This is a genomic window from Tissierella praeacuta, assembly GCF_040396155.1.
Taxonomy (GTDB): Bacteria; Bacillota; Clostridia; order Tissierellales; family Tissierellaceae; genus Tissierella; species Tissierella praeacuta_A.
In genome coordinates this window covers 80,593-97,575 of the sequence record NZ_JBEBOY010000005.1, presented here as the reverse complement: position 1 = coordinate 97,575, position 16,983 = coordinate 80,593, and the positions used below count along the sequence as shown (strand labels likewise).

11 protein-coding genes and 1 other annotated feature are annotated in these 16,983 nt (G+C 29.4%); all 11 genes read left to right on the top strand.

What is annotated here, in order from left to right:
- The first annotated feature begins 3 nt into the window (after positions 1–3).
- Complete coding sequence (orr, locus tag ABWP20_RS04145; protein ID WP_353094030.1) at positions 4–1,065, top strand: ornithine racemase Orr; 1,062 nt, start codon at positions 4–6, stop codon at positions 1,063–1,065.
- A gap of 505 nt (positions 1,066–1,570) precedes the next feature.
- Positions 1,571–2,734, top strand: a complete 1,164-nt coding sequence (locus ABWP20_RS04140; protein ID WP_353094028.1) for a M20 family metallopeptidase — start codon at positions 1,571–1,573, stop codon at positions 2,732–2,734.
- A 41-nt stretch (positions 2,735–2,775) separates the two neighbouring features.
- Positions 2,776–4,092 (top strand): replication-associated recombination protein A, encoded by a 1,317-nt coding sequence (locus ABWP20_RS04135; RefSeq protein WP_353094026.1) that lies wholly within the window; start codon positions 2,776–2,778, stop codon positions 4,090–4,092.
- 188 nt (positions 4,093–4,280) lie between these two features.
- Positions 4,281–5,651, top strand: a complete 1,371-nt coding sequence (locus ABWP20_RS04130) for an alanine/glycine:cation symporter family protein (RefSeq protein ID WP_353094024.1) — start codon at positions 4,281–4,283, stop codon at positions 5,649–5,651.
- Positions 5,652–5,690: 39 nt separating this feature from the next.
- Positions 5,691–7,349 (top strand): M20/M25/M40 family metallo-hydrolase, encoded by a 1,659-nt coding sequence (locus ABWP20_RS04125; RefSeq protein ID WP_353094022.1) that lies wholly within the window; start codon positions 5,691–5,693, stop codon positions 7,347–7,349.
- 712 nt (positions 7,350–8,061) lie between these two features.
- Positions 8,062–11,403, top strand: a complete 3,342-nt coding sequence (locus tag ABWP20_RS04120; RefSeq protein WP_353094020.1) for a tetratricopeptide repeat protein — start codon at positions 8,062–8,064, stop codon at positions 11,401–11,403.
- Between the two features lie 12 nt (positions 11,404–11,415).
- Positions 11,416–13,116 (top strand): Hsp70 family protein, encoded by a 1,701-nt coding sequence (locus tag ABWP20_RS04115; RefSeq protein WP_353094018.1) that lies wholly within the window; start codon positions 11,416–11,418, stop codon positions 13,114–13,116.
- A 133-nt stretch (positions 13,117–13,249) separates the two neighbouring features.
- Positions 13,250–13,479: a binding site (T-box leader), on the top strand.
- 207 nt (positions 13,480–13,686) lie between these two features.
- Positions 13,687–15,075 (top strand): asparagine--tRNA ligase, encoded by a 1,389-nt coding sequence (asnS, locus tag ABWP20_RS04110; protein WP_353094016.1) that lies wholly within the window; start codon positions 13,687–13,689, stop codon positions 15,073–15,075.
- 232 nt (positions 15,076–15,307) lie between these two features.
- A complete protein-coding gene (locus ABWP20_RS04105) occupies positions 15,308–15,757 on the top strand; it encodes a flavodoxin family protein (RefSeq protein WP_353094014.1) in 450 nt (149 codons plus the stop codon).
- Positions 15,758–15,819: 62 nt separating this feature from the next.
- Complete coding sequence (locus ABWP20_RS04100) at positions 15,820–16,383, top strand: hypothetical protein (RefSeq protein ID WP_353094012.1); 564 nt, start codon at positions 15,820–15,822, stop codon at positions 16,381–16,383.
- A 95-nt stretch (positions 16,384–16,478) separates the two neighbouring features.
- Positions 16,479–16,976: a hypothetical protein gene (locus ABWP20_RS04095; RefSeq protein ID WP_353094010.1), complete on the top strand. Its 498-nt coding sequence runs from the start codon at positions 16,479–16,481 to the stop codon at positions 16,974–16,976.
- Positions 16,977–16,983: the final 7 nt, after the last annotated feature.

Genomic DNA, 16,983 nt, shown 5'->3' with positions numbered 1-16,983 from the left:
ACAATGAGCTATCCCAGAATGACAATTGATTTAGAAACAATAAAAAATAATGCAAAAACTGTAGTTGGATTATGTAAAGATAATGGTATAAAGGTTGCAGGAGTAACTAAAGTTTTCTGTGGAGATCCTACAATTGCTAAAGCATATGTGGAGGGAGGAGTTTCCTATTTAGCAGATTCTAGAATAGAAAATCTTATGAGATTAAAAGATTTAAATATACCTAAGATAATGCTAAGATTACCTATGAAATCTGAAGTTGAAAAGATAGTAGAGTATGCAGATATTTCTCTTAATTCAGAGTTAATTACAATAAAGGCTATATCAGAGATAGCCTTTAAGAAAAACAAAGTTCACAATATTATTTTAATGGTAGATTTAGGAGATTTAAGAGAAGGATATTATGATGAAGAATCATTATTTAAGACTATAGAAAAAATAATAGGGCTAAAGGGAGTTAATATTGTAGGACTAGGTACTAATCTAACTTGTTATGGAGGGGTCATTCCATCTAAGGAGATTTTAGATAGGCTAGCTAAGTTAGAAACTCAGATAGAAGAAAAGTATAATTTAAGATTAGATATATTATCTGGAGGAAATTCAAGTACAGTACATCTACTGCCTAATAATAAAATTGATAGATTAAATAATTTAAGATTAGGGGAATCACTAGTGCTAGGAACTGAATCAGCATATGGAGAACAAATTGAAGGTACTAAAAACGATGCATTTAAACTTCAAGTAGAGGTTATTGAAGTAAAAGAAAAACCTTCAATTCCTACTGGAGAAATAGGTAGAGATGCTTTTGGAAATATACCTACATTTATAGATAGAGGTATTAGAAAAAGAATTATTTGTGCAGTGGGAAAACAGGATGTTGATTTTGGAACTCTTCATCCATTAGATGAGGGAATAATTATTCTTGGCGGTAGCTCAGACCATCTGATATTAGATGGTTCGGACAGTAAGATAAATTATAAAGTAGGAGATATAATTGAATTTAGGATGTCCTACGTCAGTATTTTAAGGGGAATGACCTCTGAGTATATTGAAAAAGTCATTTTATAATAGTATATTAAAGCTCTGGAAAATTAAATTTTCCAGAGCTTTAATCGTTTATTAGTTAAATTTGTAGAATGTATTTTAGATAATTCATATAATTATAATTTAAAACAATCTATTTTACCCTTGCAATTATCATATAATTTACATTTAAATTTTTTATCTATAATTAAATAATTATACTCCTTATTTATATACTTTCTTGAACCATTAAATATGGAAATTATTAAATTGTTTAATTATATGATTAGAAATGAAATTGTTTTATGTAAAATAGGTTCAATAGTTCAAATATAATATTTTAATAATGGAAAAAGTCATTGATTACTATGGCTTATATAATAAAGAATAGAATTTGCAGCAATAGAAAATTTGGTTATTGAAATAATTTTGAAAATATTATATGTTATAATAAATAATAAATAGCTTTAGAAAATAATCCAATATTTTAAAATAGATTATAGGAAGTTATTAATAAAATTCAAAAATAATTTTAGGTGGGATGAATATAATGAAAAAGATTAACAGTATTACTTATAGCATATTAGATGATTTAAAAAAATTAAATGAGTATATTTATCACAATCCAGAATTGGGAAATGAAGAGTTTAAATCTTCAAAGGCTCATATAGATATTTTAAAAAAGCATGGATTTCAAGTAGAGGAAGAATATTTAGGTATAAAAACTGCATTTAAGGCCTATTATAAAAGCAAAAAAGAAGGACCTACAATATGTTATTTATCTGAATATGATGCTTTACCTGAAATAGGACATGGATGCGGTCATAATTTACTTGGAACCACTAATACAGGAGCAGCCATAGTATTAAAACATCTATTAGATGAAATAGGGGGAAATGTTGTAGTTTTTGGGACACCAGCAGAAGAAACTAATGGGGCAAAAGTTACAATGGTAGATAAAGGAGCTTTCAATGATGTTGATATAGCTATGTTAGCTCATCCAGCATCTACATATAGTAAAAGCGGGACATCCTTAGCATTAGAACCTATACAGTTTACATTTAAAGGTAAGGCTTCACATGCAGCTTCAGACCCGGAAAAAGGTATCAATGCATTGGATGCAGTAATAATGACTTTTAATAGTATAAATGCATTAAGAGAACATATATTGCCTTCTGCTAGAATTCATGGAGTTATAACTGAAGGGGGCAAGGCTGCTAATATAGTTCCAGATTTGGCTATTGCTCAATTTTATGTAAGAACTACAACTAAGGCCTATATGAAAGAATTAATAGAAAAGGTTAAAAATTGTGCTAAAGGTGCTGCTTTAGCTACAGGAACCAGTTTGGAAATGTCTAATTATGAGTTTTCATATGATGATTTAGTGACTAACGAAAGTTTATCTGAGATATTTAGTCAAAACCTAAAGGCTCAGGGTATAGAAAATCCTGATAAGACAAAAGTATCTTTTGGTTCTGTAGACATGGGTAATGTAAGCCATGTTTGTCCTGCTATTCATCCTTACTTTGGTATATATGGTGATGATAGTATTGCTGCACATACTAGGGAATTTAGGGATGCAACTTTAACAGATAAGGCTTATGAAAATATGATAATAACAATTAATGCTTTAGTAAAAACTGGAATTCAAGTTATTCAAGATAAAGATTTATTTGAAAAAATAATGGAAGAGTTTAAAGCTTCTCAGAAATAGGAACCAGTAAAGCTGGTAATATAAATTAATTAGGTGATAATATGGATTTATTTACTTTAAGTATGGAAAAAAAACTTAAAACAAACGCACCTTTAGCCGATAGGATGAGGCCTGAAAAAATAGATGAATTTGTAGGGCAGGACCATATTTTAGGACAAGGTAAATTCTTAAGTAGAGCAATAAAGGCAGATAGAATTACTTCCATGATATTTTTTGGACCTCCTGGAACAGGTAAGACTACTTTAGCTATGATAATAGCCAATACTACAAATATGACATTTGAAAAATTGTCAGCCATAACATCTGGAGTAAAAGATATTAGGGATGTAATGAATAGAGCAGAAGAAAACTTAAAATTATATAATAAGAGAACCATTCTTTTTGTTGATGAGATACATAGATTTAATAAATCTCAACAAGATGCACTTCTTCCCTTTGTAGAAAGGGGAATAATTATTTTAATAGGTGCTACTACAGAGAATCCTTATTTCGAAGTAAATAAGGCATTACTATCTCGAGTCATGATTTTAAAACTAGAATCTTTGACTAGAGAAGATCTAAGAAATCTTATAAAAAATGCCATGTCCAATAAAGAAAAGGGATTAGGAGAATATAATATAAATATAACAGAGGAAGCAATAGACTATTTAATCACTATAGCAGATGGAGATGGAAGAACTGTACTTAACTCCCTTGAAATAGGAGTACTTTCTACACCTGCAGATGAAAATGGAATAATACAGATAGATTTAGATACAATAAAGGATTCTATTCAGATAAAAACAGCTAGATATGATAAAGATGGAGATGAACATTATGATACTGTTTCTGCTTTTATAAAAAGTATGAGGGGTTCGGATCCAGATGCAGCTTTGTATTGGCTGGCAAAGATGATTAATGCAGGAGAAGACCCTAAGTTTATTGCAAGACGTATAATTATATGTGCATCAGAGGATGTAGGAAATGCTGATCCAAATGCATTAAACATAGCAGTATCAGCTTTCAATGCTGTAAATGTAATAGGTATGCCTGAAGGGCGGATACCTTTAGCTCAAGCTGTAGTATATATAGCTACTGCCCCAAAAAGTAATGCGGCATATGTTGGTATAAATAGAGCGTTAGAAGATATAAAATCTAAGGAAATAGGAAAAGTTCCCACCCATTTAAAGGATGGATCTTATCCTGGAGCTAAAAATTTAGGAAATAGTATAGGATATAAATATCCCCATGATTATGAAGGTGCTTTTATTCCACAACAATATTTGCCAAGTGAATTTGTAGGTAAGAAATATTACGAACCTACAGAAAATGGATATGAAAAAGCAATAAAGGAAAGATTAGCTAAATATAATAAATAGTATAATAAGGTTATAAATCGCAAAAGATATTTTATAGTAAAAAATGTTTACTATAAAATATCTTTTTTATTTTTTAAAATTTAGAAAAATAACTTAATATTCACTATATTCAGACATGTTTTTTCTAAGAATGAATATCTTTATATTAATATATATGAGATAAAAATAAAGGTTTAGGAGGAAAAATCATGGATACTTTTATGAGCTTTATTGTCAGTATTTCTAATTGGATTTGGGGAACTCCAATGCTTGTCATTTTATTTGGTGGTGGATTAATCTTAACTTTTTCTTTAGGTTTTTTTCAATTTAAGTATTTTGGCTTTATCTGCAGAGAAACCTTTGGTAAGATGTTAAAAAAACCAGAAAAAGGTGAAGGTACTGTATCACCTTTTCAAGCTGCCTCTGCTGCATTGGCATCTACCATAGGTGCAGCTAATATTGTTGGTGTACCTGTGGCCATAGCCTTTGGCGGACCAGGAGCTGTTTTCTGGATGTGGTTAACTGCTTTTATAGGTAGTGCATCAAAGTTTAGTGAAATTGTTTTAGGTATAAAATATAGGGAAAAAAATGAATTAGGTGAATATGTTGGGGGACCTCAATATTATTTGGATAAGGGGTTAAATGCTCCTTGGTTGGGAAAATTATTTGCTTTTTGTTTAATGCTTGAAATCATCCCATCTGTAGCTACTCAAACTATTTCAGTAGTGCAAACAGCTGCTACTCTTAATATTCCAAATTGGGTTTCAGGTGCAGCTATTGCTGTATTAGTTGGTATTGTTGTTTATGGCGGAATTCAAAGAATAGTTCAAGTCTCAGAAAGGTTAGTTCCTTTTATGGCAGGAGTTTATTTATTAGGTGCATTAGTCATTACTATTGTAAATATCACCGAATTACCATCTATTATTGTATTAATATTTAAACATGCATTTACACCTATGGCAGCAGTTGGCGGTTTTGGCGGTGCAATGATATCACAAACCATTAGTCGTGGTATTGCAAGAGGCACTTATTCTAACGAAGCTGGTATGGGTACAGCACCTATAGCTCATGCAGCTGCAATAACCGACCATCCAGTTCGACAAGCATTCTGGGGTATATTTGAAATCATAGTTGATACTTTAATCGTTTGTACCATGACAGCTATGGTTGTTTTAACCTCTGGCATATGGAAGACAATTCCATCATCAGAAGCAGCTAGTATGCCTGCAAGAGCATTTCAGGCGTTAATGGGGGCAAATCTTGGAGGAGGAATCGTAACTTTGAGCATTACATTATTTGTAATGTCCACTATAATAGTTATTGTATTTTATGGTGAAAAACAAGCTGAATATTTATTTGGAACAAAGTTTTCTCAAGTAATGAAATTTATTTATCTAATAGCAATATTCTTAGGTGCATATGGAGGTATAGAATTTTTATATAGTTTCTTAGATATACTTTTAGCTTCTATTATCATTCCTAATATGATAGGATTAGTATTAATGAGAAACCAAGTTAGAGAATTGAAGGATGATTTTTTCAATAATCCTGCATTTTATCCAGAGGCTAAGAGAAAATAAATAATTGAGAATGGAGAATTTAGATTTAGGAGGTATGTTATGAATAAGCAGATTGCAGAGAGAATTGAGCAGATTGCAGTGGAATTAACAAATCAACTAAGCGTAGTAGAAACACTAGGAGAGTTAGATTCTGTACAAAAAATTTATGATATTTTTTCAGAGATGGATTATTATAAAGAAAATCCTAATCATATAAAATTTGTACATATGCCTAATGATAATCTAGGTAGAAAATCTGTTATGGCAATGTTAAAAGGAAAGAAAGGAAATAGTAAAAATACTGTATTAATGATAGGTCATAGTGATACAGTTGGTATTTCTGATTATGGTAGTTTAAAAGAATATGCCAATAAGCCATATGAGTTAACAAAGAAATTTAAAGAGATATCATCTACATTACCAGAAGAGGTAAGACGTGATTTAGAATCAGGTGAATATTTATTTGGCAGAGGAATTTTCGATATGAAGACTGGTGATGCTATTATAATAGCATTGATGGAATATATATCAAAGAATATAGAAAATTTTGAAGGTAATTTAATATACGCTGCTGTTTGTGATGAAGAAGGGAACTCTGGTGGTATGCTATCTGTTATACCAGAATTAATTAAGATAAAAGAGCAGGAAGAGCTTGAGTATTTGGCGCTTTTAGATACCGATTATATGACATCTGAATTTGAAGGTGATGAAAATAAATATGTATATATAGGCACGGTAGGTAAATTGATGCCATCATTCTATATAGTAGGAAAAGAAACACATGTTGGAGAATCATTTAAAGGAATAGATCCAAATCAAATAGCTTCTTCTATTACAAATAGAATTAATTTAAATGTTGATTTTTGTGATGTAGCAGAAGGAGAGGTTTCCCTTCCTCCAATTACTTTAAAACAAAGAGATTTAAAGCCGGAATATTCAGTGCAAATAGCAAAAACCTCTACTCTATTTTTCAATTATGCAACACATTGCAGTACGCCAGATGAAGTATTGATAAAGATGAAGAATGCTGCTTTGGAAGCTTTTCAGTCAACTATTGATAGTCTAAATACACAATATGAAAGATTTTGTAAATTGGCAGGAAGAAAATATGAAGAACTTCCTTGGAAAGCAAAAGTATTAACGTATGAGGAATTATATCAAAAAGTAAAGTCGGAAATTGGAAATGAGCTTGATGAAAAAATTAGGAAAATTACTGAGGAAATGCTAGAAAATGAGTCAATAGACCAAAGAGAATTTTCATTAAAATTAGTAGAAGAGACTCATAATCTATGGTCTTATAGGGAACCTGTTGTTATAATATATTATACGCCCCCATATTATCCTCATATTTATGTAGAAGGAAGTGCACCAAAAGAAAAAGCACTACTTGATGCAGTAGCCGATGCTATAAACACAACAGAATCGGATTATAATCTGGTATACAAGAAATTTTTCCCTTATATTTCAGATTTAAGCTATGGAGCAGCACCAAAGGATCCTAAAATTATAGCAGCATTAAAAAACAATATGCCTGGTTTTGGGACTAAATATAATTTGCCATTAGAAGATATGCAAAAGTTGGATTTACCAGTATTGGATATAGGAGCTTTTGGTAAAGATGCACATAAATTCACAGAGAGAATTGAGAAGAAATACTCCTTTGAAATAGCGCCTCAATTAGTATATAAAACCATTATGAATTTATTGAAAAATAATTAGATAAGTAATTCATAGATCACTTAAGTGTTTTTAGATTATATAATTTAAGTTTGAACCTATTAATCTATAAAGAAAGCTATTGTGTAGCAGGATAAGAAATTTTAAAAGGAGCGAGAATATTGTATAAACCCATTATCTTCAATGCATTTAAGGTATCAATTATTTTAACTGTTTTAAATTTTACATTTGATCTTATTCATATGTTAACTGGTTCAGAAGAACTTGATTTAAAGTGTTTGTTTTTAAGATTTTTATTTTTTTCGTAATGGGTTTATTATATTATTTTTTATTCTTTTTTATATCAAATATAAAAGAAAAAAACATGGAAGAAAACAAAGAAAACTAGTAGAAAGCTAGTTTTTTTATTTTGTTTATAGATGAACTTGGATTAGTTGAATGTGCTTTCTAAATTTTTTACTTTTTGCTGAGAGCTTAGGATTAATAGTATTGTCAATGATTAGAAATCCTATAGAATCAGTTTTATAGGTTGTTCTAAAATTGAATTTAAGTGTGATATAGGATTGCAATTTATTAAATTATCATTATACTTAGATTTACTTAAGAATTTATAAACAAAGATTTTAGAAGAATTATCAATGAAGATTTTATTTTTGTAGAACTAAAGTTTTCTATTAAAAATTCCGACATATAATAGTATGAATAAATTTATCTAATAGAAATATAGACTTATATAAAGGTGGGCGAAAAGAAAATGGAAAGGTTTTGGAAGATATTAGGAATCGAAAAAACTGAGGATGAAGAGCTAGTTAAATCTGCATACAGAAAAAAACTTGTAAATGTAAATCCAGAAGATGATCCAGAAGGGTTTAAAGAACTTAGAAAATCATATGAAGATGCAATTACATATATACAAGAATTAAAGAAAGAAAAAACATTTAAAGAATTTGATGACTTAGATGATATTGGAAAATGGATGAGAAAAATAGAAGAAATATATTTTGATTTTCCAGACAGAATAACCATTGATAAATGGAAAGAGTTATTAGATGATGATATCTGTGTAAGTTTAGATACAGTAGGGATTATTGAAGAAAAATTACTTGCTTTTTTTATGGATAAATACTATCTGCCCCACGAAGTGTGGAAGTTAATAGATGAACAATTTGGTATTGTAGAGGATAAGGAAAAACTTTACGAAAAATTCCCTAAAAATTTTATAGATTTCGTATGCAATTCTATTATTTATGAGGATTTTTTGGACTTTTATTTATTTGAAGGTCCTGAATTGGGAGAATATGATGATTATATAAAGCAATATTTTAAAGTAAAAGATATGCTGGATTATAATGAGTTAGAAGGCATAGAAAAAGAAATTGAGATAATGAAAAGTAATATAATCTATCATCCTTATGAAGATGTGGAAGTTGTTAGACATTATTTAAAATTAGGAAACAATAAACATGCAGAACAAATTATAATGGAATTGGGAAATAAATATCCTAATTGTGACTATATTATCTTATACGTAGGAGAAGTCTCTTTTCAGATAGGTGAAATCTCCAGAGCAAAAGAATATTATGAAAAACTTCTTGAAAAATTTCCAAATCATTATAGTGCAAAACTAGGATTAGGTAAATGTTTTTTAGTAGAAAAGGAATATCTTAAAGCAAAAGAATGGTTCCTTGATATGCTATATGTTTTTTCTGGCGACCAAAATGCTTTAAATGAAATGATGAGAGCAAATGAATATTTAATAGAAAGCTATAAGAAACAACTTGATGAAAATCCCAATGACTTTGAAACATTAATAGAATTAGGATGGTGCTTGTATCAAAACTATAGATTTGACGATACTATAGATATTTTAAAAGATGTAGAGATTCCTGAAGATAAAAAACCATTATATAATAATTTAATGGGAAGAACATATTTATCTGTAAACAATTATGAAAAAGCATACCCTCTTTTACTGGCTTGGGTAGATGATTTAGAAAAAATAGAAGATGATGGAAGTGAAGAAACAGCAAAAAAATTAACAAATTTTGGATATTCATATTATACAATTGCAATGACTCTTTCAAACTTAAAAGAACAAAGTGAAGAAAATTTGAAAGAAGTTTTAAATTATTTAGAAAAGGCAATTCAAAATGAAAAAGATGAAAGCAACAAACTACTATATATGAATTATAAAGCACAGACATTTTTAAGATATGAATATAATGAAGAATGTATAGATATATGTGATGAAATAATTAGAAGGGCATCTGGTTATTATCCAGCATATTTATGTAGACAGGAAGCTTATTACAATATGGAAAGGTATCAGGATGTAATTGATGATTATTATAATGCTGTAAACATAGAGCCAGGATATTATATACCATATCTTCTAGCAATAAAGACATTCCATCTGTTTGGCAAATACGAAGATTGTCTAGATATTATAAAAAGAGCTGAAGACAATGGTATAAATAATGAAGAAATAAAGCTTTATAAAGTAAAAGCTTTAAGGCAAACATTGGAAACCATAGCGGAAGTAAAGGAAGAAGCATATAAATTAGTGTTAGATTTAAAAGACGAGCATGTAAAAAATGACTATAAAGAAGAATTTTATTTGGATATTTTATATACGGAAGCAGATGTATGTGTAGCTATGTATGAATTTCAAGATGCTCTTAATGCTATGAATGAAGCTGTTAAATTAACTCAAAAAATTGAATTTGTATTTTATAAAGGATATATACATCATGAATTGGAAGAATATAATGAAGCAATAAATATATTTACAGAGCTTAATAAGGAGTATCCTAATGATGAAAAAATTATTTATCGTTTAGCAGCAGCTTATAAGGAAGAACATAATCTTGATGAAGCAATAAAATATTATGTGAAACTTCTCGATATTAATCCAGAACGTACAGAAGCCTATTCTGCAATTGCTAGTATGTTAGAGGAAAAAGCACAACACTCAACAGGAGGTAAAAGAAGAAACTATTATAATGAAGCTTTAAAATATAGAGATAAATTAATTGAGATACAAGAAACAGGATATAACTATCTTGTAAGAGGACTTACCCTTTCAAGACTTGGTAGAGTTGAAGAATGTATAGATAATTATTTAAAATCAATTGAGTTAGATCCTACAAATCCGTATTCATATAACAATTTAGGAGTCAACTATCATAATTTGGAAGAATATGATAAGGCTTTGGAGTATTACCTTAAATCTATAGAATATGTGGAAGAAGATGAAACATATTTACCATTTAATAATATAGCAAAAACTTATAGGATATTGGAACAATATGACAAAGCTGAGGAATATTTAAAAAAGGGATTAGAAAGATTTCCTAATAGTAATGTGTTTTATGAGAGTTTGAGTAAACTATATCCAATAATGGGTAAATATGATGAAGGCATTAAAATATGTGAGGAACATATGGAAAATGTAGAAGATGCAGATATAAATGAAATCATACGTACAAAGGGAGATTTTTATAGACTTAAGGGTGATTTGTCGAAGGCAAAATATTATTATGAAGATGCAATTTGTAAAGATAAAAATAATATTGATGCTTATTTTGATTTAGGAAGATTTTATATATATCAAAATAAATATAGAAAAGCTTTACAGTATTACAAAAAAGCATTAAAATATGTTGACAAAACAGATTATGATAATCTGAGTGATATCTATTTTCGTATGGCAATGATGTATAAATTTTTAGGATTTAAAAAAGAGAAGTATTTTAAAAAATCAATTGAATATTGTATCAAAGATATAGGCGATGAAAAAGAATATTTTACAGATACAGGATATATGCCTGCCAGACTATACAATATAACAAGGTCATATATAAATATGGGTGATATTGAAAAGACTGAATACTATATTGCTGAAATGGATAAATACAAAAAATGTAAAGACTGTCCCTATGGAAAATGTTATGAAAAATTTGCTTTGATGGGGATGTTAGCAGAAGCCAAAGGAGAGGTGGAAGAAGCACTGAAGTATTACAATATATTATTGGAATATGAGCCGGATTACGTTTATGCCCATGTTGCAATTAAAAGATTAGCATCTGAAAAATAAGGGGAGAATACAATGATAATAGGAATAGATTTAGGGACAACAAATAGTTCAGTATCATATTTTACAGAAAATGGTCCTAGAATAATTCCCAATCGTTTAGGGAAAAATATAACACCATCTGTTGTTAGCATAGATGAAGATTCTAATATATATGTAGGTGAAACTGCACTAGAAAGAAGTGCAATTTATTATGATAATACAGCACAAGTTTTTAAAAGAGATATGGGAAGTCAAAAAGTTTTTAAATTAGGCAATGATGAATTTAAAGCTGAAGAGTTATCATCATTTATCTTGAGATATCTAAAAGAAGATGCAGAGCATTTTCTTGGCGAAAAAATAGAAGAAGCAGTAATAAGCGTTCCTGCATATTTCAACGATGAACAGAGAAAAGCAACTAAAAAGGCAGGAGAAATGGCTGGTTTTAAAGTAGAACGTATTATAAGTGAGCCTACAGCCGCAGCTATAGCTTATGGATTGTATCAAAAAAGAGCTGATGCTAAAATTTTAGTATTTGATTTAGGCGGAGGTACATTTGATGTTTCTATTTTAGAACTTTTTAACAATATACTTGAAGTTAGAGCGGTTGCAGGAGATAATTATTTAGGTGGAGAGGATTTTACTCAAATTCTAGTTGATCTATTTATTAAAAAAAATAATATAGATATAAATTCTCTGGATCTGAAAATTTTATCACATATATTAGATCAGGCAGAGAAATGTAAAAGGGGATTTTCAGATAGTAAAATATCTTCTATGAACTGTATTATAAATGGTGAACAAATTGAGTTTCAAATAAATATGGAAGATTATGAGGAGGCTTGTGAACCTCTTTTAGAAAAAATGAGAAATCCTATAAAAAGAAGTTTAAGTGATACGAATTTGAGATTATCTCAAATAGATGATGTAATACTTGTAGGAGGTTCTACGAAACTTCCTATTGTAAGAAAATTTGTAAACAAGCTTTTTGGAAGGTTTCCCAACACATCAATTAATCCTGATGAAGCAGTATCTTTAGGTTCAGCAGTTCAAGCTGCTATGAAAGAAAGGAACCAATATATAAAAGAAGTAATTTTAACAGATGTTTGCCCATATACTCTGGGAACAGAGGTTGTTATGGAAAGAGAAAATAATAGAATAGAATCAGGTTATTTCTGTCCAATAATAGATAGAAATACTGTAATTCCTGCTAGCAGAACTCAAACTCTATATACAGTATATGATAATCAAAGTAAAATAAGAATAAATATACTTCAAGGAGAGAGTAGATTTGCAAAGAATAATATATCATTAGGGGAACTATTTGTAGAAGTTCCATTAGCCTTAGCAGGGCAAGAAAGTATAGACGTGACATATACTTACGATATTAACTCTATATTAGAAGTAGAAGTTAAAGTAAATTCTACAGGAAATAAAGTCAAACAAATTATTAAGAATAAAAATAATGATATGACCGATGAAATGATAGAGAAACGAATGGAAGAAATAAGTTACTTAAAGATTCCTCCTAGAGAGCAGGAAAAAAATAAACTTCTTTTATTCAGAAGTGAAAGAATGTATGAGGAGAGTATAGGGGATATAAGGAATCAATTAGATTATGCAATTTCAAAATTTGAATCTGCACTTAAAACTCAGGACCCTGTAAAAATAGAAACAGCAAGAGAAGTATTCAAAGAAGAGTTAGACTATATAGAGGAAGAACAAAAGTTGAGATAAAGTTACAATAAATAGTGAATAGTTAAAAGATCATAAATTTTTACTTAAAACTCTTTACTATTCACTATTAATTATATTATTAGTTATATTCCTTGACAACATTAGGTAAAATAACTATAATAGTATAAAAGTAAAGAAAACCTTGAAGGGAAGAGTAGATATAAGAAGTAGTTAAAGGGAGCCTATGATAGTGGGAAATAGGTACGAAGCTTATATTGAAGAACATCCCTGAGTTTCTAACCGAAATCTTAGGAAAGTAGACTTAGACGGCATCACACCGTTATTAGTGAAACACATTATTGTGTGTTTAAGTGGCTATTGCAATTAGGGTGGTACCGCGGAAGTTAAGCTTTCGTCCTTTTTAGGATGAAGGCTTTTTTTATGACCTAACCCGATTTGCGCTTTTTGCAAATCGATGGTAGGTCAAACGCAACGATAACCAGATCTATGTGAACGATAGTGAGCAAATAGATTTGAGTTTCGAGACTGCGAACTCAGCCCAAGGACTAGAATAGATAGAAAATGAGAGATGATAGGTCAAAGTAATCGAAATAAGAAAGGAGAATAAAAATGAAAACAACAGTTAGAATGCTCTATAAAGAAACGGATAAATATCTAAATCAAGAGGTTCAGCTAGAAGGGTGGATAAGAACTTCTAGATCATCTAAAACTTTTGGATTTATAGAATTAAACGATGGAACATTCTTTAAAAATATTCAAATAGTTTTTGAAGAAGGATTAGACAATTTTAAGGAAGTAGAAAAATTGCCACTTAGTTCATCTATAAAAGTAAAAGGAATTTTAGTTCCAACTCCAGGAGCTAAACAACCATTTGAAGTAAAAGCAAGTAATATTGAAATAGAAGGCTATTCAGCTTCTGATTATCCATTGCAGAAGAAAAGACATACATTTGAATATATGAGAACAATAGCTCATTTAAGACCTAGGGCTAACACCTTCAATGCAGTATTTAGAGTAAGATCTATACTTGCTTATGCAATACACAAATTCTTCCAAGAGAGAGGATTTGTATATGTTCATACTCCAATTGTTACAGCATCTGACGCAGAAGGTGCAGGAGAAATGTTTAGGGTATCTACTTTAGACTTACAAGATGTACCTTTAACTGAAGACAAGAAAGTAGATTTCTCAAAGGATTTCTTTGGTAAAGAAACAAGTTTAACAGTATCAGGACAGTTAGAAGCAGAATCCTTTGCTCTTGCATATAAAGATGTATATACTTTCGGACCTACATTTAGGGCTGAAAATTCTAATACTGCTAGACATGCGGCAGAATTCTGGATGATAGAGCCAGAGATTGCATTTGCTGACATCAATGATAATATGCAGTTAGCAGAAGATATGATGAAATATATTATTAAATATGTTATGGAAAATGCTAAAGAGGAGATGGAGTTTTTTAATAGCTTTGTAGATAAAGGTTTGATTGAAAGACTTGAAAATGTAGTTAATTCAGATTTCGGTAGAATAACTTATACTGAGGCAATTGATCTTCTAAAAAAATCAGGACAAGAATTTCAATATCCAGTAGAATGGGGAATTGATTTACAAACTGAACATGAAAGATATATTTCAGAGGAGATATTTAAAAAACCAGTATTTGTAATTGATTATCCAAAGGAAATAAAAGCATTCTATATGAGAATGAATGAAGATAATAAAACAGTAGCAGCTATGGACCTTTTAGTTCCAGGTGTAGGAGAAATAATAGGTGGATCTCAAAGAGAAGAGAGACTTGATGTATTGGAACAAAAGATAATAGATAATGGTATGAAACCAGAAGATTACTGGTGGTATTTAGAGTTAAGAAAATTCGGAGGCACTAAACATGCAGGATATGGTCTTGGATTTGAGAGAGCTGTTATGTATATAACAGGTATGACAAATATTAGAGACGTTATCCCATTCCCAAGAACAGTTAAATCGGCAGAATTTTAAAGGATAAGACCCTAGGAAAGATTTAGATTCCTAGGGTCTTATTTTTTATATTAGATAAATATTTGAAATCAATAAGAAATAGGAGAAACTCTATATAGGAGAGTTCATTACTTTATTAAGGATTAAGAAATATATTGAATATTTATAATATATATAAGATGCAAACTAATACATAATGAATTATAATATAAGTGAAGAAATTCCATGATTAATATGATTAAGGGGGAAAATCATGAAAACGTTAATTATCTATGCTTCTATCCATCATGGTAATACTGAAAAAATTGCTAATGTAATGGCAGAAGGTTTAAATGCTGATTTAATGAAAATGTCTAAATTAAATCCAAAAAGTTTAGCGGATTATGATTTAATTGGATTTGGTTCGGGAATCTATTATGGGAAATTTCATAAGGATATAATTAAATTAATAGATAATTTACCAGAACTGTTAAACAGAAAAGCATTTGTTTTTTCAACAAGTGGTCAAGGGAAGAAATCCTATAATAGTTCTATAGAAATAGGCCTAAAAAATAAAGGTTTTCAAATTATCGGAAGTTTTGCTTGTAAAGGATATGATACTTTTGGACCTTTCAAAGTAATTGGAGGTATTGCCAAAGGTAGGCCAGATAACGATGATTTAAAGAATGCTATGGATTTTGTTAAGGAAATAAAGGGTCTATAGATTATATTTAAATTGTAGTATTTAAAAATCTAAATACTATTCTTTGTTTTAGGAGGGAGATAGTGACAGATAAAATGTCAAAAAAATCAAAAATTATACTTATTATATTATTAACTTTTTATTTAGTATATTTTAGTATAGTTATATTTGGAATGAGTTTGTTTCATTCTCGAATTAGTTTATATAGTATAACTGGTGTTTCATTACCATTTATTTGCTTTGCTTTTATAATATATGGTTTATTCAGGACTTCAGATTTAACAAATAAGAAGTATATTTACATAAGTCTTATATTAACCTTACTTCCTATGATTGTATCTTTTGGATTACTAGGATTAAATGAGTTTGGAAGTAAATTTAATCATAAAAGATGGATTGCAGAAAAAGAAAAAAGAGTTTGGATGGTAGATGATTTATTGAGAAATCATGAAATAATAGGTATGGATAAAAATGACATTGTGGAGTTGCTGGGTGAACCTTCAGATACTGAATATTTCAAGGAGTTAGATAATATAGTATATTATTTAGGACCAGAAAGAGGATTAATAAGAATAGATAGTGAATGGCTGGCTATATGGTTTGATGAGAAGAATATAGTGACAGAATTTAAAATAATGAGGGACTAACTATCTTGAATTTCTGTTTCAATTTGAAGACTAAGGAATAAAATTTAAATTGCTGCCAATTAATCTTAATTTATGGAAAAATGAGGTGATATGAGTTGAGTATAATACATTTATTAGCCTATGATTTTCCATTGCCAGAGGTGGATATGGAACAGTCTAAAGAAGTTTTTGTTTCTAAAAATACAATTGAATTTGTACAAGGGTTTTCAGTGATAAATTGCTATCATTCAAAGGACTATATGGAAATATCTAATTTAATTACTAGAAAGTATTGTCATGATGTTGAGTTGGAGGAGGAAGATTCAAGCATAGAAAATTTTAAGAATTATCTATTTAAATATATGAAACCTCATACTGAGATAGAGATATGGAGTATTTATCTTGGAGGTGATTATTCAAAGCATTATACTATAATGCCAAGATTAAACAATATACCATTAGAACATTTATTAATGGTTAATGATGAAATAGATTATTTTACAGAATATTATTTTAAACCTATAAAGAAGGAAATAAATTTATCTATGATGAGCAGAAAAGATATCTCATTCGTTTTAGAGAATACAGGTGTCTGCATTGTTGTTAAAAATTAGAGAATAG

Bases quoted from the DNA above. Each gene is read 5' to 3' on its own strand.
- orr (WP_353094030.1), top strand. From the start codon at position 4: ATGAGCTATCCCAGAATGACAATTGATTTAGAAACAATAAAAAATAAT.
- ABWP20_RS04140 (WP_353094028.1), top strand. From the start codon at position 1,571: ATGAAAAAGATTAACAGTATTACTTATAGCATATTAGATGATTTAAAA.
- ABWP20_RS04135 (WP_353094026.1), top strand. From the start codon at position 2,776: ATGGATTTATTTACTTTAAGTATGGAAAAAAAACTTAAAACAAACGCA.
- ABWP20_RS04130 (WP_353094024.1), top strand. From the start codon at position 4,281: ATGGATACTTTTATGAGCTTTATTGTCAGTATTTCTAATTGGATTTGG.
- ABWP20_RS04125 (WP_353094022.1), top strand. From the start codon at position 5,691: ATGAATAAGCAGATTGCAGAGAGAATTGAGCAGATTGCAGTGGAATTA.
- ABWP20_RS04120 (WP_353094020.1), top strand. From the start codon at position 8,062: ATGGAAAGGTTTTGGAAGATATTAGGAATCGAAAAAACTGAGGATGAA.
- ABWP20_RS04115 (WP_353094018.1), top strand. From the start codon at position 11,416: ATGATAATAGGAATAGATTTAGGGACAACAAATAGTTCAGTATCATAT.
- asnS (WP_353094016.1), top strand. From the start codon at position 13,687: ATGAAAACAACAGTTAGAATGCTCTATAAAGAAACGGATAAATATCTA.
- ABWP20_RS04105 (WP_353094014.1), top strand. From the start codon at position 15,308: ATGAAAACGTTAATTATCTATGCTTCTATCCATCATGGTAATACTGAA.